The 24,423-nt window shown below is 39.9% G+C and carries 19 protein-coding genes and 1 other annotated feature; of the genes, 17 read left to right on the top strand and 2 right to left on the bottom strand.

The window, feature by feature from the left end:
* Nucleotides 1-51 precede the first annotated feature (51 nt).
* The 9 genes from leuB (at nt 52) to yihA (ending at nt 13,441) form a co-directional block, all read left to right on the top strand.
* Entirely contained in the window at nt 52-1,164 is a 1,113-nt protein-coding gene (gene leuB / locus BGM26_RS11430) for a 3-isopropylmalate dehydrogenase (protein WP_217039938.1), read from the top strand.
* A 189-nt stretch (nt 1,165-1,353) separates the two neighbouring features.
* A complete protein-coding gene (leuC, locus tag BGM26_RS11425; RefSeq protein ID WP_217039937.1) occupies nt 1,354-2,769 on the top strand; it encodes a 3-isopropylmalate dehydratase large subunit in 1,416 nt (471 codons plus the stop codon).
* Nucleotides 2,770-2,822: 53 nt separating this feature from the next.
* Complete coding sequence (gene leuD, locus BGM26_RS11420) at nt 2,823-3,416, top strand: 3-isopropylmalate dehydratase small subunit (RefSeq protein ID WP_217039936.1); 594 nt, start codon at nt 2,823-2,825, stop codon at nt 3,414-3,416.
* A gap of 375 nt (nt 3,417-3,791) precedes the next feature.
* A complete protein-coding gene (locus BGM26_RS11415; protein ID WP_217039935.1) occupies nt 3,792-4,820 on the top strand; it encodes a tetratricopeptide repeat protein in 1,029 nt (342 codons plus the stop codon).
* Nucleotides 4,821-5,106: 286 nt separating this feature from the next.
* Complete coding sequence (gene tig / locus BGM26_RS11410; RefSeq protein ID WP_217039934.1) at nt 5,107-6,393, top strand: trigger factor; 1,287 nt, start codon at nt 5,107-5,109, stop codon at nt 6,391-6,393.
* A 361-nt stretch (nt 6,394-6,754) separates the two neighbouring features.
* Nucleotides 6,755-8,020: an ATP-dependent protease ATP-binding subunit ClpX gene (gene clpX, locus BGM26_RS11405; protein WP_217039933.1), complete on the top strand. Its 1,266-nt coding sequence runs from the start codon at nt 6,755-6,757 to the stop codon at nt 8,018-8,020.
* Between the two features lie 404 nt (nt 8,021-8,424).
* Nucleotides 8,425-10,092: an ATP-dependent protease LonB gene (gene lonB, locus BGM26_RS11400; protein ID WP_217039932.1), complete on the top strand. Its 1,668-nt coding sequence runs from the start codon at nt 8,425-8,427 to the stop codon at nt 10,090-10,092.
* A 443-nt stretch (nt 10,093-10,535) separates the two neighbouring features.
* Nucleotides 10,536-12,863 (top strand): endopeptidase La, encoded by a 2,328-nt coding sequence (lon, locus tag BGM26_RS11395; RefSeq protein ID WP_217039931.1) that lies wholly within the window; start codon nt 10,536-10,538, stop codon nt 12,861-12,863.
* The gene (gene yihA, locus BGM26_RS11390; protein ID WP_217039930.1) at nt 12,860-13,441 is read left to right on the top strand and encodes a ribosome biogenesis GTP-binding protein YihA/YsxC; all 582 of its coding nucleotides are present in this window, start codon (nt 12,860-12,862) and stop codon (nt 13,439-13,441) included. Before lon ends, yihA begins: the two co-directional genes overlap by 4 nt.
* A 72-nt stretch (nt 13,442-13,513) precedes the next feature.
* On the opposite strand, the gene BGM26_RS11385 is transcribed toward yihA, so the two are convergent.
* The gene (locus BGM26_RS11385; RefSeq protein WP_217039929.1) at nt 13,514-13,996 is read right to left on the bottom strand and encodes a LiaI-LiaF-like domain-containing protein; all 483 of its coding nucleotides are present in this window, start codon (nt 13,994-13,996) and stop codon (nt 13,514-13,516) included.
* A gap of 285 nt (nt 13,997-14,281) precedes the next feature.
* Here BGM26_RS11385 and hemA point away from each other — a divergent pair, with 285 nt between their 5' ends.
* The 8 genes from hemA (at nt 14,282) to ysxE (ending at nt 23,766) form a co-directional block, all read left to right on the top strand.
* Entirely contained in the window at nt 14,282-15,628 is a 1,347-nt protein-coding gene (hemA, locus tag BGM26_RS11380; protein ID WP_217039928.1) for a glutamyl-tRNA reductase, read from the top strand.
* A 14-nt stretch (nt 15,629-15,642) separates the two neighbouring features.
* Nucleotides 15,643-16,476: a cytochrome c biogenesis protein gene (locus tag BGM26_RS11375; protein ID WP_217039927.1), complete on the top strand. Its 834-nt coding sequence runs from the start codon at nt 15,643-15,645 to the stop codon at nt 16,474-16,476.
* Nucleotides 16,477-16,531: 55 nt separating this feature from the next.
* On the top strand, nt 16,532-17,467 hold the full coding sequence (gene hemC / locus BGM26_RS11370; protein ID WP_217039926.1) for a hydroxymethylbilane synthase: 936 nt from the start codon (nt 16,532-16,534) through the stop codon (nt 17,465-17,467).
* Complete coding sequence (locus tag BGM26_RS11365) at nt 17,464-18,246, top strand: uroporphyrinogen-III synthase (RefSeq protein ID WP_217039925.1); 783 nt, start codon at nt 17,464-17,466, stop codon at nt 18,244-18,246. Before hemC ends, BGM26_RS11365 begins: the two co-directional genes overlap by 4 nt.
* A gap of 157 nt (nt 18,247-18,403) precedes the next feature.
* Nucleotides 18,404-19,381, top strand: a complete 978-nt coding sequence (gene hemB, locus BGM26_RS11360; protein ID WP_217039924.1) for a porphobilinogen synthase — start codon at nt 18,404-18,406, stop codon at nt 19,379-19,381.
* Between the two features lie 46 nt (nt 19,382-19,427).
* Nucleotides 19,428-20,717: a glutamate-1-semialdehyde 2,1-aminomutase gene (gene hemL, locus BGM26_RS11355; RefSeq protein ID WP_217039923.1), complete on the top strand. Its 1,290-nt coding sequence runs from the start codon at nt 19,428-19,430 to the stop codon at nt 20,715-20,717.
* A 414-nt stretch (nt 20,718-21,131) separates the two neighbouring features.
* Nucleotides 21,132-22,472, top strand: a complete 1,341-nt coding sequence (spoVID, locus tag BGM26_RS11350; protein ID WP_217039922.1) for a stage VI sporulation protein D — start codon at nt 21,132-21,134, stop codon at nt 22,470-22,472.
* A 235-nt stretch (nt 22,473-22,707) separates the two neighbouring features.
* Entirely contained in the window at nt 22,708-23,766 is a 1,059-nt protein-coding gene (gene ysxE, locus BGM26_RS11345) for a spore coat protein YsxE (protein WP_217039921.1), read from the top strand.
* Nucleotides 23,767-23,782: 16 nt separating this feature from the next.
* On the opposite strand, the gene BGM26_RS21530 is transcribed toward ysxE, so the two are convergent.
* Nucleotides 23,783-23,974, bottom strand: a complete 192-nt coding sequence (locus BGM26_RS21530) for a hypothetical protein (protein WP_254119231.1) — start codon at nt 23,972-23,974, stop codon at nt 23,783-23,785.
* Nucleotides 23,975-24,184: 210 nt separating this feature from the next.
* Nucleotides 24,185-24,420: a binding site (T-box leader), on the top strand.
* Nucleotides 24,421-24,423: the final 3 nt, after the last annotated feature.

The raw sequence follows: 24,423 nt of genomic DNA, 5'->3' as shown, positions 1-24,423 counted from the left end.
CAATCATAAGAGAAGCTTTAAATAATCAAAAAATATGACGGAGGGATAACAATGGAAAAACGTATCGCGGTACTTCCAGGAGACGGAATTGGGAAAGAAGTGGTAAAGGGAGCAATTGAAATTTTACAAGCTGTTGGCGAGCGTTTCGGTCACCAGTTTCATTTTCAATATGGAAAAATTGGTGGTGAAGCGATTGACACGGTTGGTACCCCACTGCCCGATGAAACCGTTAAGCTATGTAAACAAAGCGATGCGGTATTACTTGGAGCCGTTGGCGGTCCTAAATGGGAGCGGCAGCCGGTTCACCTCCGTCCTGAACGAGGTTTATTAAAGATTCGTAAGGATTTAAACCTTTACGCTAACTTAAGGCCAACTAATTATTATTCAAGTCTTGCTGATTCTTCACCACTTAGAAGAGAAGTGATTGAAGGCGTTGATATGATCATGGTCAGGGAATTAACGGGTGGCTTATATTTCGGAAAGCCTAGTGAGCGGACGCAGAAGAACGGGGCAGATGGGGTAGTAGATACTTTATATTACGAAAGAGATGAGATGTCCAGGGTCATTAAGCTCGCATTTGAACTTGCAAGAACACGGAAGGGAAAGGTTACTTCTGTTGACAAAGCCAATGTTTTGGAATCAAGTCGAATGTGGAGAGAAGTAGCTGAAGAGATTTCCAACGAATATCCTGATGTTGAGCTTGAACATATGCTTGTTGACAATGCGGCGATGCAATTGATTAGAAACCCGAAACAATTCGATGTCGTTGTAACGGAAAACTTGTTTGGTGACATTTTAAGTGATGAGGCTTCTGTTTTAACTGGCTCTTTGGGCATGCTCCCATCAGCAAGCCTATCTCAAAGCGGACCATATTTATATGAACCAATCCATGGCTCAGCTCCTGATATCGAAGGGAAGAATGCAGCCAACCCGTTAGCGACGATTTTATCAGCAGCAATGATGCTTCGCCTTTCTTTTGGAATGAACGAGGAGGCAGAAGCAATTGAAAATGCTGTAAATCAGGTGCTTGATGCCGGCTTTAGGACAAAAGATATCGTCACATTTGGAATGAAGCAGGTGACAACATCTGAAATGATTGAAGAAGTAAAGGCGACTTTGTTAGATAATGAAGCGATTATGAACATCATGAGTGCATATGCATAAACATTTTTTCAACCGTAAAATGTACTAAAATCTCAAACACGACCTGTAACTGGTCGTGTTTCTTTTAAAAAGATTGTCTAGCTTCGGCGCTGAGCATTAAGGAATGCTTCTCGGAATAATCATCGCAGGAACAATTTGTTCTGTGATTGTTCCGAAGGCGCTTACGCTTTTCGGAATGGAGGAGAGAAGATGGGAAAATCTATTATCCAAAAGATTTGGGAAAAACACATTGTCCATCAAGAAGAAGGAAAGCCCGATTTATTATATGTTGACCTTCATTTAGTCCATGAGGTTACATCCCCACAAGCATTTTCTGGTTTAAGAATGAAAAATAGAAAGTTAAGAAGACCGGATAAAACTTTTGCTACAGTGGACCATAATATCCCTACTGATAATCGTTATGAAATTAATGATGCTGTCGCTTTAAATCAAATGACGACATTAGAAAAAAATTGTCTGGAGTTTGGGGTCCATTTAGCTGGAATCGATAGCCCGGATCAAGGGATCGTTCATGTAATTGGTCCAGAGCTTGGCTTGACGCAGCCAGGGATGACTATTGTTTGCGGTGATAGCCATACATCTACACATGGAGCTTTTGGATCGATTGCATTTGGAATTGGAACGAGTGAAGTTGAGCATGTAATGGCAACCCAGACGATTTGGAGAGCAAAGCCGAAAACAATGAAGATCGAAATAAACGGTGAGATGCAAAAAGGGGTAACAGCAAAAGACGTTATTTTATATATACTTGCAAACTATGGATTCGATTTTGGGACAGGGCATGTGATTGAGTATTGTGGTGAAGTCATTAAGAAGATGACGATGGAAGAAAGAATGACGATTTGCAATATGTCTATCGAAGGCGGTGCCCGTGCAGGTCTTATTAGCCCAGACGAAACTACTTTTACTTACTTAGAGGGACGAAAACATGCGCCAAAAGGCGAGAATTTCTCACTTGCAGTTGAAAACTGGAAGGAGCTGGCGTCAGATCAGAACGCTGTATATGACCAGGTAATCAATATTGATGCAAATGATGTTGCGCCTATGGTCAGTTGGGGAACAAATCCTTCCATGACTTCAAAAGTAAACGAGCGTATCCCAACCTTCAATGAATGCGAAACTGAACTGGAGAAAAAGTCTCTAGAAAGAGCACTAGCATATATGGGGCTGCAAGAAGGTCAAAAGATCGAGGATATCGAGATTCAGCATGTATTTATCGGATCTTGTACAAATTCAAGATTAGAAGATTTGCGTCAAGCCGCTGAAATTGTCAGAGGGAAAAAAGTGCATCCAAATGTTAGAGCACTTGTTGTCCCAGGGTCACAGACAGTAAAGAAGAATGCTGAATCTGAAGGATTAGATGACATTTTCAAGCAGGCAGGATTTGAATGGCGCGATTCTGGCTGTAGCATGTGTTTAAGCATGAATAATGATATTGTTCCAAGCGGAGAACATTGCGCATCAACTTCTAACCGGAACTTTGAAGGCCGTCAAGGATCAGGTGCAAGGACACATTTAGTTAGTCCAATTATGGCAGCAGCCGCAGCCCTGCATGGCCGATTCGTTGACGTCGGAGCATTAATGGCAGCAGAAACCGTTCAATAATCAAAAAAGCGGCAGCCCCTGCGCTTTAGCTAGACAATAAAGGAGGGAATTTCATGAGCGGATTTAAAACATTAACAGGAAAAGCAGTCGCTCTTGATCGCGCGAACGTGGATACAGATCAAATTATTCCGAAACAATTTTTAAAAAGGATTGAAAAAACCGGTTTCGGAAAGTATTTATTTTATGATTGGCGCTTTACTGAAAAAGGTGAACCCAATCCAGATTTCGAATTAAACCGCCCGGAAAACGAAGGAGCTTCGGTACTGATTGCCAATGAAAACTTCGGATGTGGGTCTTCAAGGGAACATGCGCCGTGGGCATTGATGGACTATGGATTTAATGTGGTCATTGCACCATCTTTTGCAGATATTTTCCATCAAAATTGTTTGAAAAATGGATTGCTCCCAATTCAGCTTCAGCCTGAAGCGGTTGCCTATTTATTGGAGCAAGCGAAAAATCAGCCATATCAGTTAAAGATAGATCTTGAAAGTGAGAAAGTAACAGATGATAATGGCTTTTCAACCACATTCCCGATCAACGCATATTGGAAAACGATGTTGGTGAATGGCTGGGATGAAATTGAAATCACCCTTCAATTAGAGGGGAAAATAGCTGAATTTGAAAAAGCAGAGGCAGTTCTATCGTAAACAAAAAAGATTCACAGTTTAAACTGTGAATCTTTTTTGTTTATTATTAGTATGAAATTATATTCTTTGAAGTTAGATAGCTGTCTAGCGCGAGGCGCCATCGGCTCGAGGTCATAAAGGTGTCTAGTTGCGGCTCCTAGGGACGATAGCATAAGCGAATCCCTTCCAGAAGGGAAAGAACGCATTCCTGCAGGGCTTGTCTTATGCTATCGTCCCTGAACAGTCGCCTCCACATTTCGGTCAATCCGTCCAAAAGGTTAAAGAACAGCCTTTTAGCTGGCTCGTCTTATGCTTGTCGCCGACATTCGGGCGCCTTGCGCTTTTCTTAATTCCCATGCTAAACTTACTGTAAATAATGTTTGGGGCGGGAGAATAATGAAAAAGCGGGAACGGAAAAAATTGAATGATAAAGTGATTTTATTTCCGGACCTCGAAAAAAGGCTTCTGGAAAAAGGGCTTGAAAGCCTTCAAAGGAAAAAGTTCACAGAAGCCATTGATTTATTTGAAGAAGCAATGGCGTTGGAACCGGAAAATAGTGAAGTACATATTGGTCTAATTCTTGCTTATTTTGAATTTGGTTCATTACAGCTTGCGAAAGAGCGAGCAAATAATATGCTGCAAATGGGAATTGGGAATTACATCCAAATTATTGACATCTACTTAATGATTCTTGTCCAGCTCCATCAATATGATGAAATCGTGACAACTATAGAAGCATTAATAGAAGAAAACGAGATTCCTGGTGAAAAAATTGAGCATTTTACCCGCATGCTCCAATTTAGCAGGAGGATGGCGGAATCGATTCCACAGAAAGAGTTAGACCCAGATCTTTCTTATGAAACTGAAAACAAAGAGCTTAACCTATTTACTCTCGAAGATCATAAAGAACAGATGCTTCTTATCGCTCAACTAGCTGACAGAAATATTCGGCCTTATGTTGAGGAGATTCAAACTTACCTCCAGTCTGCGGAGGGGAACCTATTTGTAAAAACATTGCTGTTAAATATATTGTTAGACCAGGATTATGACAAAGAAGTCATGATTCGAAAGTTAGATAGGGAAATTTCAGTCATTCCAGCTAATCTATTGCCTGTTCATGAGCAGCCTCAACTGAAAATACTGCTTGAATTGCTGGGGGGACAGCTAGAACATGAGGATCCTGTCTTACTTGAAAATATCAAAAGTTTGATCGAGCGGCATTTCTTTATCATTTATCCTTTTACATTCGAGACTTTTGAGGAGAGTTCTTTAGCAGCTGCCTATCACTCCTTGGCCAATGACTATCATGGAATTTCGTATGATATTGAGGAGATAGCAAGGAGTTATAATGCGAATGAAAATGATATTATAGAAGCGGGATTGTTTCTGAAGAAAATAGAAGAAATTTCTTACCCCAATTTTTAGTCTTCAATCTTGAAAGAATAGCGTCGTATGTTATAATATAATGGTTGTATATGTAAATGGTATATCTTTATAAAAGACTATGTTAAAGTTTAATGTTGATTTTTGCACTTTGTTGATTGGAACGGAAGGCGCGTAGACTCCTGCGGGAGTAGCGGGACAGGTGAGACCCCGCAGGCGCATGCGCCGAGGAGGCTCACCGCCCGCCCCGCGGAAAGCGAAGCGCCTGGAGTGGAAATCAACAGGCAAGGTTAACAGAGATAATAGATTGTTGGAGGGAAATAACCATATGTCTGCAAAATTTGAAAAGTTAGAAGGGAACCAAGGGGTTCTTACAATTGAAGTAGATGCAGAAAAAGTTACAGAAGGATTAAATGCTGCATTTAACAAAGTAGTTAAACAAGTAAATGTTCCTGGTTTCCGTAAAGGGAAAATGCCTCGTGGAATGTTTGAAAAGCGTTTCGGAGTTGAATCACTTTACCAAGATGCAATTGATATTCTGCTTCCAGATGCGTATGCAGGAGCAATTGAAGAAACTGGAATCGAACCAGTAGATCGTCCTGAAATTGATGTTGAACAAATTGAAAAAGGTAAAAGCTTAATTTTCAAAGCAACAGTTACTGTAAAGCCTGAAGTTAAACTTGGCGAATACAAAGGTCTTGAAGTTGAGAAATTTGATACTGAAGTAACTGAAGAAGATATCAATAATGAATTAAAAGCTATGCAGGAAAAACAAGCAGAACTTGTTGTTAAAGAAGAAGGAAAAGCTGAAAACGGCGATACAGTCGTAATGGACTTTGAAGGTTTTGTAGATGGAGAAGCATTCGAAGGCGGCAAAGCTGAAAACTATTCTCTTGAACTTGGTTCTGGACAGTTCATTCCTGGATTTGAAGAACAACTAGTAGGTTTAGCTTCTGGAGATTCTAAAGATGTTGAAGTATCATTCCCTGAAGAGTATCATGCAGCTGAATTAGCTGGAAAACCTGCAGTTTTCAAAGTAACTGTTCATGAAATTAAAACGAAAGAACTTCCTCAGTTAGATGACGAGTTTGCAAAAGATGTTGACGAAGAAGTTGAAACTTTAGATGCTCTTAAAGAAAAAGTTAAAACTCGTTTAGAAGAAAGCAAGAAGCATGAAGGTGAACATTTCGTACAAGATGCTGTAGTGGAAAAAGCTTCTGCAAACACAGAAATTGATCTGCCGAATGTTATGGTTGATACGGAAATTGACCGCATGATGACTGAATTTGAACAACGTCTTCAAATGCAAGGCATGAATCTTGAACTTTACTTCCAATTCTCTGGACAAGAAGAGAGTGCATTACGCGAGCAAATGAAAGAAGATGCTGAGAAGCGCGTCCGCACAAACTTAACGCTTGAAGCAATTGCAAAAGCAGAAAATATCGAAGTTACTGATGAAGAAGTAACTGAAGAAATTAACAAAATGGCTGGCATGTATAATATGGCAGTTGAAGATATTCAAAAAGCGCTAGGTAGCCTGGAAGGCCTAAAAGCGGATCTTCAAATTAAAAAAGCAGTTGATTTCCTTGTGGAAAATAGCAAGACTGTTGCATAATATAATAAATGAAACAAGGCGCGATCTTATCGTGCCTTGTTTTGTACAATGGACATAAATTTTATTACATACATATAATATACAAATGAAGTAATTGGATAAAATCTTCCGACTTAAGTTATTCGTTTTTGGTTAAGCTTATTGAGAATACAGCCTTTATAAAAAGCGAATCAACTAATACATGCAGCCATACATACGCTAGTCTGTTTCTAAGAGTTATCATTTCCTGTCCATTGTGAAAATGTGATACAATGCAATACATAACTGCTCGTATTTGAAAAAATAAGGACTGTAACCAACTATTTGCATGTGATTCGCAAGCTTAATATAATGATTTGAAGTTTTTCAAGGGGTGAAGGAATTGTTTAAATTTAATGATGAAAAGGGCCAATTAAAGTGTTCTTTCTGTGGTAAAACACAGGATCAAGTGCGAAAGCTTGTAGCCGGACCAGGTGTTTATATATGTGATGAATGTATTGAACTCTGCACGGAAATTGTTGAAGAAGAGCTTGGTACAGAAGAAGAAGTTGAGTTCAAAGATGTGCCAAAGCCGACAGAAATCAGGGCAATTCTGGATGAGTATGTCATTGGCCAAGAGCAGGCAAAGAAATCCTTATCTGTCGCTGTTTATAACCACTACAAGCGTATTAATTCCAATAGCAAAATCGACGATGTCGAATTGTCTAAAAGTAATATTGCGATGATTGGACCAACAGGTAGCGGTAAAACTTTATTAGCTCAGACATTAGCTCGTATTTTAAATGTGCCTTTTGCAATCGCTGACGCAACATCATTGACAGAGGCGGGTTATGTTGGTGAGGATGTGGAAAACATTCTGTTAAAACTGATCCAGTCTGCAGATTATGATGTTGAAAAAGCTGAAAAAGGCATCATTTATATCGATGAGATTGACAAAGTTGCCCGGAAGTCTGAAAATCCTTCAATTACAAGAGATGTATCTGGTGAAGGAGTTCAGCAAGCGTTATTGAAAATTTTAGAAGGTACTGTTGCGAGCGTTCCGCCTCAAGGCGGACGGAAACATCCGCATCAGGAGTTTATCCAAATTGATACAACAAACATTTTATTTATATGCGGCGGTGCATTTGACGGCATCGAGCAAATTATTAAACGACGTCTAGGCCAAAAAGTAATTGGTTTTGGTTCGGATACGAAGCAAAAAGAAATCGACCAAAAAGATCTGCTTTCAAAGGTACTGCCTGAAGACTTATTAAAATTTGGATTAATTCCAGAATTTATCGGCCGTCTTCCGGTTATTGCCAGCCTTTCACCGCTTGATGAAGAGGCTTTGATCGAAATTCTTACTAAACCAAAAAATGCACTTGTCAAACAATATCAAAAAATGCTTGAGCTTGATGACGTTGAGCTTGAATTTGAAGATGGTGCACTAGTTGAGATTGCCAAAAAAGCAATCGAGCGTAAAACAGGTGCCCGTGGTCTTCGTTCAATTATTGAAGGAATCATGCTTGATGTGATGTTTGACCTTCCATCCCGCGATGATATTAAGAAATGTATCATTACGAAAGAAACTGTTATTGATAATCTGCTGCCAAAACTTCTGCTTGAAGATGGCACGATTGTTGAAGAAGAACGTAAAACGTCAGCTTAATGATGAAAGCCAAACCTTTTAAATGAGGTTTGGCTTTTTAACGTTTATGACCGTGTTCAATAGAATTCGCTAATATATCGAAAAAGTCGCTGATAAAATGCCTCCAATATTTTTCGTAATACTCAATAAATCCGCTCCGATTCAAAATGACTCTAATTTTCCATGGAGAATATCGAATTTTTAAACGAAAGGCTGTTTTCTTAAAGTTTGTTGCTTTTATAATCTGAGTTGATTGGAGCGGAAAGCAAGTGCCCGCAGCGGAAATCAACGAGCATACTTTGTAGGCTAAAAACAGCAATATATGCGAAAACAGCACATCTTTTTACAAGAAAATCTTGTTTATTCCAACTTAGTAAAGGAAATACTAGCAATACATCGAGAACTATAATGCAGGAGGGAAAAGTATGAGTTGGACGGGGATCGCCTTATTTATACAGTTGTTTTTTGGAATCGTAATCGGGCTATATTTTTGGAATTTACTAAAAAGCCAGCGAACACAAAAGGTTTCCATTGATCGTGAATCAAAAAAAGAAATGGATCAATTGAAAAAAATGAGATCCATATCGCTAACTGAGCCATTAGCAGAAAAAGTACGTCCCTCTAGTTTTGCTGATATTGTTGGACAGGAGGATGGAATCAAGTCATTAAAAGCAGCACTTTGCAGTCCGAATCCCCAGCATGTCATCATTTACGGTCCTCCAGGCGTAGGGAAAACAGCGGCAGCAAGGCTTGTTCTAGAAGAAGCGAAGAAAACAGCGAAATCCCCTTTTAAACTTTCGTCTGTTTTCATCGAGTTAGATGCAACGACAGCTCGGTTTGATGAACGGGGGATTGCTGATCCACTCATTGGCTCAGTCCATGATCCAATTTATCAAGGAGCAGGTGCGATGGGACAGGCAGGCATCCCACAGCCAAAACAGGGGGCAGTGACAAATGCTCATGGGGGTGTGCTGTTTATTGATGAAATTGGGGAGCTTCATCCGATACAAATGAACAAATTACTAAAGGTTTTAGAAGATCGCAAAGTATTTTTGGAAAGTGCCTATTATAATGAAGAGAATACACAAATTCCTAATCATATCCATGATATTTTTAAAAATGGGCTGCCGGCCGATTTCAGGCTAATTGGGGCAACGACTCGAACACCAAATGAAATTCCGCCTGCGATCCGCTCCCGTTGTATGGAAGTTTTTTTTAGAGAATTGGCAGAAGATGAAATTGCTGATGTCGGAAAAAAAGCGGCTGATAAAGTAAATTTAGCCATTAGTGAAAACGCGTTATCGACATTATCTTCCTATGCAAGAAATGGGCGGGAAGCTGTCAATATGATTCAAATAGCTGCCGGGCTAGCGATAACGGTAGATAGGGATTACATAAAAGATGAGGATATTGAGTGGGTTATTCAATCAAGTCAACTGACACCAAGAATGGAAAGGAAAATTAATTTAGCTCCTGCGGTAGGACTTGTTAATGGTCTCGCCGTTTATGGCCCAAACTCAGGTGCATTGCTTGAAATTGAGGTTACAGTCATCCAAGCAAAGGAAAAAGGAAGCATTAATATTACGGGGATTGTGGAAGAGGAGAGCATTGGTGGTCAAGGAAAATCCATTCGCAGAAAAAGCATGGCAAAAGGATCGATTGAAAATGTGATTACTGTGCTGCGTTCCATGGGCGTCCCTGCTAATGACTATGATATTCATGTCAACTTCCCGGGCGGGGTCCCAATCGATGGTCCATCGGCAGGCATAGCGATGGCAACGGGAATTTATTCGGCCATTTATAACCTTCCGATTGACCATACGATTGCGATGACTGGCGAGATTAGCATTCATGGCTATGTTAAACCGATTGGCGGAGTTTATCCGAAAGTAAAAGCAGCGAAAAAAGCCGGAGCAAAAACTGTGATTATTCCATTAGAAAATATGCAGTCTATATTAAATGAAATAACTGGCATCAATATTGTTCCAGTAAACCATTTGAATGAAGTCTTTGATCTTGCATTCCATAAGAATTTCCATAAAGAGCACGCGATTACAGCTTCAATCGAATTGGCGAAAAAAGAAAGCATTTAAACTGTCTAGCTCCGGCGGCTAACCCCGACGTATAGGACGTACTAGTGTCGACAATGCGACAGGACGTCGCGTTTTTGTCGACCTCGAGGTCATAAGCCAATCCGTCAAAAAGGTTAAAAAACAACCTTTCTGCCGGATTGTCTTATGCTTGTCGGGGCTGACCAAGCCGCCTCCGCTTTTCTTGGATGAAAACTTCGGATTGCAGTTTGTCTACAACCGAAGTTTTATTTATGTAATGCCCATTATCTATATAATTGTTGTTTTTAAATAGATTATTTATAAAGTTGATTGGAGGGGAAATCAACTAGACCTCATTTTGGTTAAATAGCAGCAAAGTAGCTTTTTTCTGATTAGACACTACATCATAAATACGTTAGAATTGTACAAAGAAAATATTAGCAATTTTAAGCTAATAGATATATGTATTTGGAGGTGCTTTAGTTTTGGCGAATAAGAAAGAAATCATCGTCCCCCTCCTTCCGCTTCGGGGTTTGCTAGTTTATCCGACAATGGTCTTGCATTTAGATGTTGGGCGCGAAAAATCGGTACAAGCACTTGAAAGAGCGATGGTAGATGACCATTTAATTTTTCTAACTACGCAAAGAGAAATTTCAATAGATGAGCCGGGAGAAGAAGATTTATTTCAGGTGGGAACATTAACACGAGTAAAACAAATGCTTAAACTGCCAAACGGGACGATACGTGTCCTTGTAGAAGGATTAAAAAGAGCTGAAATTGTAGAGTTCCAAGATGAAACAAGTCATTATATGGTAAGTATCACAGTACAAGAAGAACAAACAACAAAAGATGTCGAAGATCAGGCATTAATGAGAACAATGCTCGAATACTTTGAACAGTACATAAAGGTGTCTAAGAAAATATCAGCTGAAACCTACTCAGCGGTTGCGGATATTGAAGAGCCTGGTCGGATGGCAGATATTATTTCATCCCACCTGCCTTTAAAGTTAAAGGAAAAACAAGACATTCTTGAAACAATAGATGTTAAAGACCGGATGAACCGAGTGATTGAAATCATTCATAATGAAAAAGAAGTAATGAATTTAGAGAAAAAAATTGGGCAGCGGGTTAAAAAGTCGATGGAACGAACGCAAAAAGAATATTATTTGCGTGAACAAATGAAGGCGATTCAGAAGGAACTTGGAGACAAAGAAGGAAAGACAGGGGAAATTGCCGATCTTACCGAAAAAATTGAAAAGGCCCAAATGCCTGAACATGTTGAATTAACAGCATTGAAAGAATTGGATAGATACGAAAAGGTTCCTTCCAGTTCTGCAGAGAGTGCCGTTATCCGCAATTATATTGAGTGGCTTATATCATTGCCGTGGGAAAAGGCGACAGAAGATGATTTAGACATTCATAAAGCTGAACGTATTTTAAATAATGATCATTATGGTCTTGAGAACGTAAAAGAGCGCGTACTAGAGTATTTGGCCGTCCAAAAGCTAACCAATTCACTTAAAGGACCGATTCTTTGTCTTGCGGGACCTCCAGGTGTTGGGAAAACAAGTTTAGCACGTTCGATAGCCACTTCTCTTAACCGGAATTTTGTTCGAATATCCCTTGGTGGTGTTCGAGATGAATCTGAAATTCGCGGACATCGAAGAACTTACGTGGGGGCAATGCCTGGCCGCATCATTCAAGGAATGAAAAAGGCGGGTACGATTAACCCTGTATTCTTGCTTGATGAAATTGACAAAATGTCGAATGATTTCCGCGGTGATCCCTCGTCTGCGATGCTAGAAGTATTGGATCCAGAACAAAATCATAATTTCAGCGATCATTATATAGAAGAAACGTATGATCTTTCAAAAGTCATGTTTATTGCAACAGCGAATAATTTGGCGACGATTCCGGGGCCTCTCCGTGACCGGATGGAGATTATTACGATTGCAGGTTATACCGAACTAGAAAAGGTTCACATTGCGAAAGATCATCTTTTACCTAAGCAAATTAAGGACCATGGCTTATCAAAATCACAGCTTCAAATCCGTGAGGACGGCATTCAAATGGTCGTACGTTATTACACAAGAGAGGCTGGTGTTCGTGGATTAGAACGTCAGCTTGCAACCATTTGCCGAAAGACAGCTAAAATTATCGTCTCCGGTGATAAGAAAAAGATTATTATCACTGAAAAGAATGTTGAAGAGTTTTTAGGAAAGCCTAAATTTCGATATGGACAAGCGGAGACTGAAGATCAGGTTGGCGTAGCGACTGGGCTTGCTTACACGACTGTTGGCGGAGATACACTGCAAATTGAGGTATCCCTCTCTCCAGGAAAAGGAAAGCTTGTGCTCACAGGGAAGCTTGGAGATGTGATGAAAGAATCGGCCCAAGCTGCATTTAGTTACGTTCGTTCAAAAGCAAAGGAATTAGAGATTGATGAGAATTTTCACGAAAAGCATGATATCCACATCCACGTACCTGAGGGGGCAGTACCAAAGGACGGCCCATCAGCCGGCATTACCATTGCAACTGCACTTGTTTCAGCTCTTTCTGGTAAGCCAATCCGAAGAGAAGTGGGCATGACAGGTGAAATTACACTCCGTGGCCGTGTTCTTCCAATCGGTGGAGTGAAGGAAAAAACATTGAGTGCACACCGGGCAGGACTTACAAAAATTATTCTTCCGAAGGATAATGAAAAGGATATTGATGATATCCCTGAAAGTGTCCGTGAAGAGCTCACCTTTGTCCTCGTTTCCCATGTGGGTGAAGTATTAAAACATGCATTGAATGGTGGTGCACAAGCATGAAAGTAAATACAGCTGACATCGTTATTAGTGCGGTGAAGCCTGACCAATACCCCGGTGAGGCTTTACCTGAGTTTGCATTAGCGGGCAGATCCAATGTCGGGAAATCTTCCTTTATTAATAAGGTGCTCAATCGGAAAAATTTAGCGCGTACCTCGTCAAAGCCGGGAAAAACACAAACATTGAACTTTTATTTAATTAATGAAATCCTTCATTTTGTCGATGTCCCTGGCTATGGTTATGCGAAGGTTTCTAAAAAGGAACGGGAAGCATGGGGGAAAATGATCGAAACATATTTGACGAATAGGGAGCAGCTAAAAGCTGTTTTACTAATTGTTGATTTACGTCATCCCCCGACGAAGGATGATGTTATGATGTATGACTTCCTGAAACATTATGAAATTCCTTGTATCATTATTGCAACGAAGGCCGACAAAATTCCAAAATCAAAATGGCAAAAGCATGTAAAAATTACGAAAGAAACATTAGATTTGGACCCAGAAGATCATTTGATCATGTTTTCTTCTGAAACAGGACAAGGTAAGGATCAAGCTTGGGCAGTAATGGAAAGTTATATGTAAGAAGAGAGAATAGGTATAAATAACCCTAGAATATGAGAGAAATAGAAAAGAGAGTAGATAATACTCTCTTTTCTATTTCGTTTTCAAGAGGAAATAAGCACCGGCGAGAATGAGTAAAATAGGCCAAAATGTCAAAGCTGCTGAAAGCCCGCTCCCGAGCAGATTAACCGAAACGGTGACTTTATCATAAAATAGCAGCAGTGCAGCAACCAGCAAAAATAGAAGTCCTGGAAATAAGCCTGTGCCGTTTTTTTGATATTGAAGCAATAAACCGAGCGCAACGATTAAAATAAATATCCCAATGTGATCTGGCCAGATTTTCAAATGATTTACGACATGGAAATGCAGACCAAACCCAGTAAGAATGACGCCGGGAAGAATGGCCTGATTGTCCTTTGAACGATAGCCTTGAAATAAAAAAGCTATTCCGACAATCATCAATAAAGTGGGCCATACAAAATAAGGCTGGAGAATGGCTATATTAAATTGCTGAAGAAAGAAGTAGGCACCAAAGCCAATAAGAACAATCCCTGGAAAAATTCGTTGATTTTTCATGTTTTCACCGCTTCCAATAAGGCTTACTTGAATCTGCCGTGTTTTTTTGTTACTGTACATAGGTAGGTATCTGTCGAATGTAGCTGGATTGAGAAACTTTGCTAAAGCAGCAATTCAAATAAAAAGTAAAAATCATCATATAAATAACAAAACATTCGAAAACTAACATAACTATTTTACCATATGAGTTCACGATGTGTTCACATTTTCGCATCAAATGGAATAATAGAAGTGATACAATTATCATAGTGAAAAGTGCAATTTAGTTGGGGGTGTCAATTTAAAATGCATATAGTGGTTGTTGGTCTAAACTATAAAACAGCCCCTGTCGAAATTCGAGAACGTTTGACATTTAACCCGTCTCAGCTAAAGGATGCCATGCATCGATTAAAGAATAAAAAAAGCATCCTTGAGAACGTTATTCTGTCTACATGTAATCGGACTGAAATTTACGCGGTTGTAGACCAGCTGCATACAGGCCGTTATTATATTAAAGAATTTTTGTCAGAGTGGTTTAATATAGAAAAAGAAGAGTTTTCTCCTTATTTGTTTATCCATGAGCAAGATGGTGCGATGGACCATTTATTTAATGTGGCATGCGGTTTGAATTCCATGATTCTTGGAGAAACACAAATTCTTGGACAAGTTCGCTCAAGCTTTTTGGATGCACAGGAAGAGAATACAATTGGAACTGTGTTCAATCAATTATTTAAGCAGGCGGTTACACTTGCGAAACGGGCTCATTCTGAAACGGATATTGGCGCTAATGCTGTTTCCGTCAGTTATGCTGCAGTCGAACTAGCGAAGAAAATATTTGGTTCATTAGAGAATAAACATGTCCTAATTCTAGGTGCCGGCAAAATGGGCGAGCTCGCCATTCAAAATCTCCATGCAAATGGCGCAAGCAAAGTAACGGTTATTAATCGCACCTTTGAAAAAGCGCAGGATTTGGCTAGCCGCTATGAAGGTGTTGCAAAAGAATTAAAAGAGCTGCAGTGCGCTCTCATTGATGCTGATATTTTGATTAGTTCTACGGGAGCAAAGGATTTTGTCGTAACGAAAGAGAATATGGTTAATGTAGAAAAAATGCGGAAAGGCAGACCTTTGTTCATGGTAGACATCGCTGTGCCACGTGATCTAGATCCAAAGCTTGCTGAGTTAGATAGCGTTTTTCTATACGATATTGATGATCTCGAGGGAATTGTTGAAGCAAACCTTCAGGAACGTAAAAAGGCAGCAAATATCATTCAGCTCATGATCGAAGAGGAAATTGTTGAATTCAAACAATGGTTGAATTTGCTTGGGGTTGTGCCGGTTATTTCCGCTCTACGAGAAAAAGCACTTGCTATTCAGGCTGAAACAATGACAAGTATTGAAAGAAAGCTGCCGAACTTGAGTGATCGAGATATAAAAGTGTTAAACAAGCACACCAAAAGCATTATTAATCAACTATTAAAAGATCCTATTTTACAAGCTAAGGAATTGGCAGGAAGCAAAGATGCCGACCGTTCTTTAGAATTATTTGTAAAAATCTTTAATATAGAAGAACTTGTTTCTGAGCGCCAGGACGTGAAGGCAGTTGAATCAAAACACTCTATCGCTCATTTACCGCAGGCTTCCTTTCAATCATAAGAGGAGTACTGTCTATGCTTGACATCTATATGACACGGCTGCATGAATTTACGGTTGTTCTATATGCCTTATGTATCCTACTATATTTTGTAGATTTTCTGACGACTAACCGGAAGGCAAACCGAACTGCCTTCTGGTTACTTGCATTTGTATGGGGATTACAAACCGTATTTCTCTTTTTATACATGATTAAAACGGGCAGATTCCCAGTCCTAACTATTTTTGAGGGACTCTATTTTTATGCTTGGGTATTAATTACCCTATCATTAGGAATAAATCGCTTACTAAGAGTAGATTTTATCGTCTTTTTTACGAATGTTCTAGGGTTTATCATTATGGCCATACATACATTTGCTCCTGTGCAATATGAGTCAAATGTGATGGCCCAACAGCTTATTTCTGAACTTCTGCTCATCCATATTACAGTTGCGATCTTATCGTATGGGGCTTTTTCACTTTCGTTTGTTTTTTCGGCATTATACTTAATTCAGTATGATCTATTAAAGAGAAAGAAGTGGGGCAAGAGGTTATTGCGGCTTGCTGATTTATCAAAGCTGCAGCAAATGTCATACGTCTTAAATGTGATCGGTGTTCCAATGTTGATCATAAGTTTAATTCTAGGCACACAGTGGGCCTATATTAAAGTTCCGCAAATGATTTGGTATGATCCGAAGGTAATCGGCTCTTTCATTGTTCTTGCTGTGTACAGCATCTATCTTTATTTAAAAGTCAGTAAAGGGCTGACTGGAAAGAAATTAGCTTATTGGAATGTAGCATCTTTTCTAATCGTATTAATTAATTTCTTTCTGTTTGGAAAATTATCATCATTCCATTTCTGGTATTCTTAAAAAGAAATTTCCAGTTGTGAGTGTATTCCCCGTAACATGGAAATAGGAGGCTGTCATGAGAAAAATTATTGTTGGTTCAAGAAGAAGTAAACTAGCATTGACACAAACAAATTGGGTTATTGATCAATTAAAAGCCCTTGATCCTTCTTTTGATTTTGAAGTAAAGGAAATCGTTACAAAAGGGGACCGGATTTTGGATGTGACACTTTCGAAAGTCGGCGGAAAAGGACTGTTTGTGAAAGAAATCGAGCAGGCGATGCTTGATAAAGAAATTGATATGGCTGTTCATAGCATGAAAGATATGCCGGCCGTTCTACCGGAAGGCCTTGTTATCGGTTGTATCCCAGAAAGAGAAGATCATCGCGATGCGCTAATTTCGAAAGGCCATATTCCGTTAAATGAGCTTAAGCCTGGTTCAGTTATCGGAACAAGCAGTTTACGGAGAGGGGCGCAGCTTTTAGCCCGCCGTCCAGACTTGGAAATCAAATGGATTAGAGGGAATATTGATACAAGACTAGAGAAATTAGAAACAGAAGAATATGATGCGATTCTATTAGCTGCCGCCGGATTAACAAGATTAGGCTGGGCCTCTGATGTTGTTACGGAGCTTTTGGATCCTGATGTTTGCTTGCCGGCTATTGGTCAGGGGGCGCTTTCGATTGAGTGCCGCGGAAGTGATGAAGAGCTTCTGTCTTTGTTAAAGAAATTCACTTGTGATGAAACAAATGCAACGGTAAGGGCTGAGCGAGCATTCCTTCACAAAATGGAAGGCGGCTGCCAAGTACCGATCGCCGGCTATGCAGAAATCAATGCAAAGGATGAAATTGTGTTGACATGCCTTGTTGGTTCTCCAGACGGTAAAATCATTTACAAAGAGCAGGTAAAAGGCACGAATCCAGAAGAAATTGGCATCGAAGCGGCAAATCGCTTAATCAAGCAAGGAGCAAAGGCATTAATCGATCAGGTAAAAGAGGAGCTGGAAGCGGAATGACCGCCTCCTCCCTTCCTTTTATCGGGAAGAATGTTTTAGTTCCGAGGGGAAAGAAACAGGCGAAATCTTTTTCAGATCTAGTAGCAAGCTATGGAGGAAATCCAGTGGAAATCCCTCTGATTGCTTTTCGGCCCGTTGAGATCACAGAAGAAGCCCTTGCGAAAATCGCGCAATTACATACGTTTGACTGGATAATCTTCACAAGCAATATTGCAGTAGAGACATTTTTATCTTATGTTAACCTTCATCAGCAAAAGGATTTTCCGAAAATTGCCGCCATTGGCGAGAAAACAAGAAGTTGCCTGCATCGTTTTGGGCTTCAAGTCGATTTTATGCCTAGTGAATATGTGGCAGAAGGATTTGTGAAAGAATTTTTGCCGTTCGTTAAAAAGGGAATGAAGATTTTAATCCCTAAAGGAAACTTAGCACGTAATTATATTTATACTGCCTTGTCTGAAAAAGGGTCCCATGTTGATGAATTAATCATGTATGAAACTTATTTTCCTGAAGAAAGCAGACAGCTAATAAAGGAAAAGGCTGGGGTTTTGGATATCCTGACCTTTACTAGTCCATCAACTGTCGATCATTTTATGGGAGAAGTTAAGAAAAATAATCTTTTTCATATGCTTGATAACTCTGTCATTGGGTGCATTGGACCAGTAACGAGAGCAAAGGTCGAGTCTTACGGGCTTACCGTACATACCGCTCCCGATGTGTATACGGTCCCTCATATGTTAGAAAATATTATTGCTTATTTAGAAGGCATTGTTATTGAATGATGTTGAAAATGTTTGTTAGCGGGGCGATTTTGCCTGGAGAGAGCCTTTTTTGCGAATGCAAAACCCGCCTCTCGGAAGGTAAATCGAACCCGCGGTTATAGCAGCAATATTGTTTAATAGCGCCATATAGAAACTAATTAGTGGAGGGAATCTTAATATGGATTTACAATTCACACGCCATAGACGGCTTCGTCAAAGCGCAAACATGAGGGCATTAGTCCGTGAGAATCATTTGCGTACAGATGATTTCATTTACCCGATTTTTGTTGCAGAAGGAAATGATATTAAAAGAGAAATTTCATCAATGCCTGGAATTTATAATTTATCGTTAGATCATCTTGAGGAAGAAATGAATGAAGTCGTTTCATTAGGCATTAAATCTGTGCTGTTATTCGGAATTCCGATTGAAAAAGATGAATGCGGCAAACAAGCCTATCATGACCATGGAATTGTCCAGGAAGCAACGCGCTTAATCAAATCGAAATATCCCGATGTCATTGTCATTGCTGATACTTGCCTTTGTGAATTTACAAGCCATGGGCACTGCGGTGTGATTGAAAATGGCGATGTATCAAACGATCCTTCGCTTGAATTATTAGTGCAAACGGCTGTCAGTCAAGCTAAAGCAGGGGCGGATATTATTGCTCCTTCTAATATGATGGATGGGTTCGTAGCTGCGATTCGTGCTGGTTTAGATGAAGCCGGTTTTGAAAATATTCCGATCATGTCCTATGCGGTGAAGTATGCGTCCGCTTTTTACGGTCCATTCCGAGAGGCTGCTGACAGCACACCGCAATTTGGCGATCGAAAAGCCTATCAAATGGACCCTGCTAACCGGATGGAAGCAATTCGTGAAGCAGAATCCGATTTGATGGAAGGTGCAGATTTCTTAATTGTCAAACCGGGCATGCCATACCTTGATATCGTTCGCGACGTGAAAAATAATATCAATCTTCCGCTCGTTATTTATAATGTAAGCGGCGAATATTCGATGGTAAAGGCTGCGGCTCAAAATGGCTGGATCGATGAGGAAAGAATTGTTATGGAAATGCTGACCGGCATGAAGCGTGCTGGCTGTGACTTAATTATTACGTATCATGCGAAAGATGCAGCTAGATGGTTGAAAGAACAATAATTCGATAAAATTAGGGTGTTTTCTTTCACCCTAGAGGGAGGATCATATGCGCTCTTACGATAAATCCATTGAGGCTTTTAAAGAAGCTAGCACATTAATGCCTGGAGGGGTAAACTCCCCTGTTCGTGCATTTAAATCCGTTAAAATGGATCCTATTTTTATGGAAAGAGGAAAAGGATCGAAAATTTATGATATAGATGGCAATGAATATATTGATTATGTTTTGTCTTGGGGTCCCCTAATTTTGGGGCATTCCAATGACCGTGTTGTTGAAGCAATTAAAAAGGTTGCTGAAATGGGTACAAGCTTCGGTGCACCAACTGTAACCGAAAATGAACTGGCAAAGCTAGTAAAAGAAAGAGTCCCATCAATCGAGATTGTTCGCATGGTTTCTTCTGGTACAGAAGCGACGATGAGTGCACTGAGACTTGCGCGCGGCTATACTGGCCGGAATAAAATTATGAAGTTTGAAGGCTGTTATCATGGGCATGGTGATTCCCTCCTTATTAAAGCTGGCTCCGGTGTCGCAACACTTGGTTTACCAGATAGTCCCGGAGTGCCAGAAGGTGTAGCAAAAAATACAATCACTGTCCCATACAATGACCTTGAAAGTGTTAAATATGCCTTTGAACAATTCGGTGAAGATATTGCAGGCATCATCGTTGAACCGGTTGCCGGTAATATGGGCGTTGTCCCTCCGCTGCCAGGATTTTTAGAAGGCTTGAGAGACATTACGACTCAATACGGATCATTATTGATTTTTGATGAAGTCATGACTGGCTTCCGTGTTGCATATCATTGTGCACAAGGGCATTTCAATGTTACGCCTGATATTACATGCCTCGGAAAAGTAATCGGCGGCGGACTTCCTGTTGGCGCGTATGGCGGCAAAGCTGAAATAATGGAACAAATTGCACCGAGTGGACCAATTTATCAAGCTGGAACACTATCAGGAAATCCGTTAGCCATGACGGCAGGATATGAAACATTGAGCCAGCTAACTCCGGAGACATATAAGGAATTCCAACGAAAAGGCGACATGCTTGAGGCGGGGATTAAAGCAGCTGCTGAAAAGTATGAGATTCCGAATACCTTTAATCGTGCCGGTTCAATGATTGGGTTCTTTTTTACAAATGAACACGTGATTAATTATGAAAAAGCAAAAACTTCAAATTTAGACTATTTTGCTTCTTATTACCGTGAGATGGCGAACCAGGGCGTATTCCTTCCACCTTCCCAATTTGAAGGATTATTCCTATCGACAGCCCATAGTGATGAAGATATCGAAAAAACAATCCAAGCTACAGAAAATGCCTTCTCGAAGCTTAAAGGATAATAACTTTCAAAAACACTCATCTATTTCTAATTAGATGGGTGTTTTTTTTGCTGTTTTCGTAAACTTTGTTGCTTTATTAGTGTGATTTTATATATATAAATCTGAGTTGATTGGAGCGGAGGGCACTTGACTCCAGCGGGGAATAGAGGGAAGCGAGAGACCCCGCAGGCGGTACGCCGAGGAGGCTTCCGTCCCTCCTCGCGGAAAGCAAGTGCCCGCAGCGGAAATCAATGGGCAAACTTTTAAAGCCAAAACCAACAAACTATGAGAAAAGAGCTTTTTTTTGACTTAAATTTTAGAAAAAAACTGATTTTGCCCTTAGCTTTATTTTTCTAATCATAAAAAATTTAATTTACTCATAGAGTGATAATGACATGGTGATTAAACGTGAAAGTTATGAAAGGAGGAGTCGCTTTGTCCCAGGAAAGTCCATCGTGCTTACGATTTTCTTTAGAAGAATCGGTTTGGTTTCAAAAAGGACAGGAAGTATCTGAACTGATTTCAATCTCGCTTGATCCCGATATAATGATTCAGGAAAATGATCAATATGTAACGATTCAAGGCTCACTTGAGCTCACGGGCGAATATAAGCGAACTGAGATAGGAACATCGGATGATGAGAGAACATTTACCGCGCCAAAATTTATTCAAGTAATTGAAGAAAGAGAAGAAGGAACCTGTGAATTTACGCACTATTTCCCAGTGGATATAACGATTCCGAATAATCGAATCCAGAGTATCCATGACATTGATGTGGCAGTGGAATCATTTGATTATGTTTTTCCCGAAAAAAGCTGTATGAGATTAACAGCCCATTTAACGATCTCTGGGTTATACGGAGAACAGCAGCATATTCCATCATTTGAAGTATATGATGATCGGGAATTAGAACAGGCTACACAAGCTGTCGATTTTGAATATGAGCAAGATGAACAGCTATATGACGATGAAGAGTCAGGTGAATTTGAAAACAATACGGAATCTGCTTCGTTTGAAGCGCCTGTTAGAGAAAGTAGAACGGAATCACCATCCATTGAACCTGTTTTCGCAGAAGCAAGAACGGAATCACCATCCATTGAATCGGTTTTCGCAGAAACAAGAACGGAATCACCATTCTTTGAGTCGATCGTCGAAGAAGCCAAAATAGAATCGCCAACTTTGGAAGCGCAAGACGATGTGGAGGATCGAGAAGAGATTTATGTTCCGTTTGAAGCGGTGGCGAGAAAACGGCCTGAAGCAGAAGTAGAGAATCAGGAAAAACAGCCTGATAAATTCGATGTTCATTTTGAACCCGAGATTTCATTCTCTGCACAAAGAAATGAAAAAAAACAGCCTTCCGCAAAAGAAATTTATAAAATGGCCGAAATGAGTGAAAGTGAAGAAAGTCCAGTTCAAGAAGTGAAAGTCGAAGTAGAGGTAAAAGTCGAAGAAAAAGTGTATCACGAAGAAGAAAGCTCGGAACATGAAGAGAAACATAAAAAAATCAAAAAAGAAGAAAGCTCAGATAAGGAGATGAAACAGAAAAAGCAAGCGAAAAAGAAAAGTATGTCTTTAACCGAATTCTTCGCCCGAAAGGCAGAAGATGAAGTTGCTAAACTAAAAGTTTGTATCGTTCAAAATGGCGATACCGTCGATATCATTGCAGAAAGATATGACATAGCAGTTCAGCAATTGCTTCGGGTTAACCAACTGGAAATCAATCAAGACATTTACGAGGGGCAAGTCCTCTATATCCCGGTTGCCGTGGCCCGGTAGGAAAAAAGAAGAAACAGGCTGGGCAGGTAGTTGAAAAACCTGCTCATCTGTTTTCTTTTGTTTTTACATCATCGGGTGCTGGCTGATAAACTGCCAAATTTGGCCGATAAAGCATGAAATTTGGCTGATAAACCACCGAATTTGGCCGATAAACTATCAAACTTGGCCGATAAATTGAAATACTAGCTTCGATAATAGGTAAAAATGGCTTTCTTAAGAAAGAGAGTGGATTCTTATGAATGAGAAGAATCGATTACTAAAGGTTGCTCCGATTTTAAAACAGTATTCGCTTGAACCGCATTTTGTTGAGGAAATGGGACGTGTGCAAAAGATTTATACGAATAAAGGTGTTTATGCTTTGAAAAGGATTAGCCCACACCATGGCGGGGATTTCATTCGGCATGTACAGACTTTATTCCAAAAAGGCTATAACCGGATTGTGCCCATTTTTCCTACTGTTGATGGCCGCTATGCGATTTTGCATGAAAATGCGCTATATTATTTGATGCCATGGCTAGCCAATGAAGAAAGGGAAAATCGATTTGAACGTCATCAACAGCTGTTCCGTGAGCTGGCCAGGCTTCATACCTTGTCATCAAAGGAAATAACGATTAGTAAAGAGGAAAGAACGGAACATTATGAAAGCACGTTACTGGAATGGGAGAAAGAAAAGGAATTTTTAGATGGATTTATTGAAGCGTGTGAACAAAAGGAATACATGTCCCCTTTTGAATTGAACTTTTCCCTTTGTTATCACGATATCACTGAGGCTTTACGATTCTCGACCACTAAATTAAATGAGTGGTATGAAAAAACAAAGGATAGCGATAAGGCACGTACTGTGATTGTTCACGGGAAAGTCTCCACTGAACACTTCTTATACGATGACAGGGGCTATGGCTATTTTACGAATTTCGAAAAAGCCAAACAAGGCTCGCCACTGCATGATCTATTGCCCTTTTTATCGCGAACGTTGAAAACTATGCCGAAACGATCGGAAGAATGCATTGAATGGATCTATACCTACTTGAAATATTTCCCTTTCCGTGAGGATGAACAATTACTTTTTTTTAGTTATTTTGCTCATCCTGGAGCTGCTATCAGATCGGCTGAAAAGTATTATAAAAAGCAGAATAAAAAAGGGGAACGGAAGGCGGTTCTGCATTTTCAAAGACAATACTGGCTTCTTAAGAATACGGAATATGTAGTGATGAGAATGGATGAAATTGAAAAGCAAAAAGCACAGGCAAAAGCGCAGGCGGAGGCCCAAGCGCAAGAAGGAGCCCAAAATTGAATGCTCAATTGGGCTCCTAAAGAAATTCCAGGCGTAAGGCTACAGCAATAAAAATTAAAATCGCAAGAAACAGGACATCAAATGTGGTTGGAAATATGATCACCCGTATTCCTTGAAAACAGCAAAATGGAATAACAAATTGTGCGCAAGCACCTCTAATTGTTTTTAACCACGGCGGCAGTGTATGAGGACTATACCTTCTTCTCAATGAACATGCCCCTTCCCATACAATCTTTTTTACTATTCTATGTCACATCTCCTCCTATCGTGCCTATAAGTTCGAATATCCTAGGTTCAGCTTCCCTTTTTCCAAAAAAAGCACACATTCTTGTACTCAAACGTATAAAATAGTATGAAATCGGTTATAATGATTGACGAGAATCCTCTTTTTTCGGTAGTATAATAATTATAATTACATATAAATGCGAGGATAGGGAAAAGTACAATGGCCATTTGCTTTTTAGAGAGGAAAACCACTAGCTGAAAGGTTTTCTATGCGAAACTGTTGGAAGGTCGCCCTTGAGCTTCTTTTGCGAAAGGTTGATTCCAAGTAGTAAAAGACGGGAAATCCGTTATCTGTTTAAGAGTCAATCATATTTTTATTATGATTGAAAAAAAGGTGGTACCGCGAAGCATACTCCATTCGTCCTTTTATGG

The organism is Bacillus sp. FJAT-29790, assembly GCF_019039215.1.
Classification (GTDB): Bacteria; Bacillota; Bacilli; order Bacillales; family Cytobacillaceae; genus Cytobacillus.
Note: the sequence above shows the minus strand (reverse complement) of the source record. Positions and strands in the feature narration are given on the sequence as shown.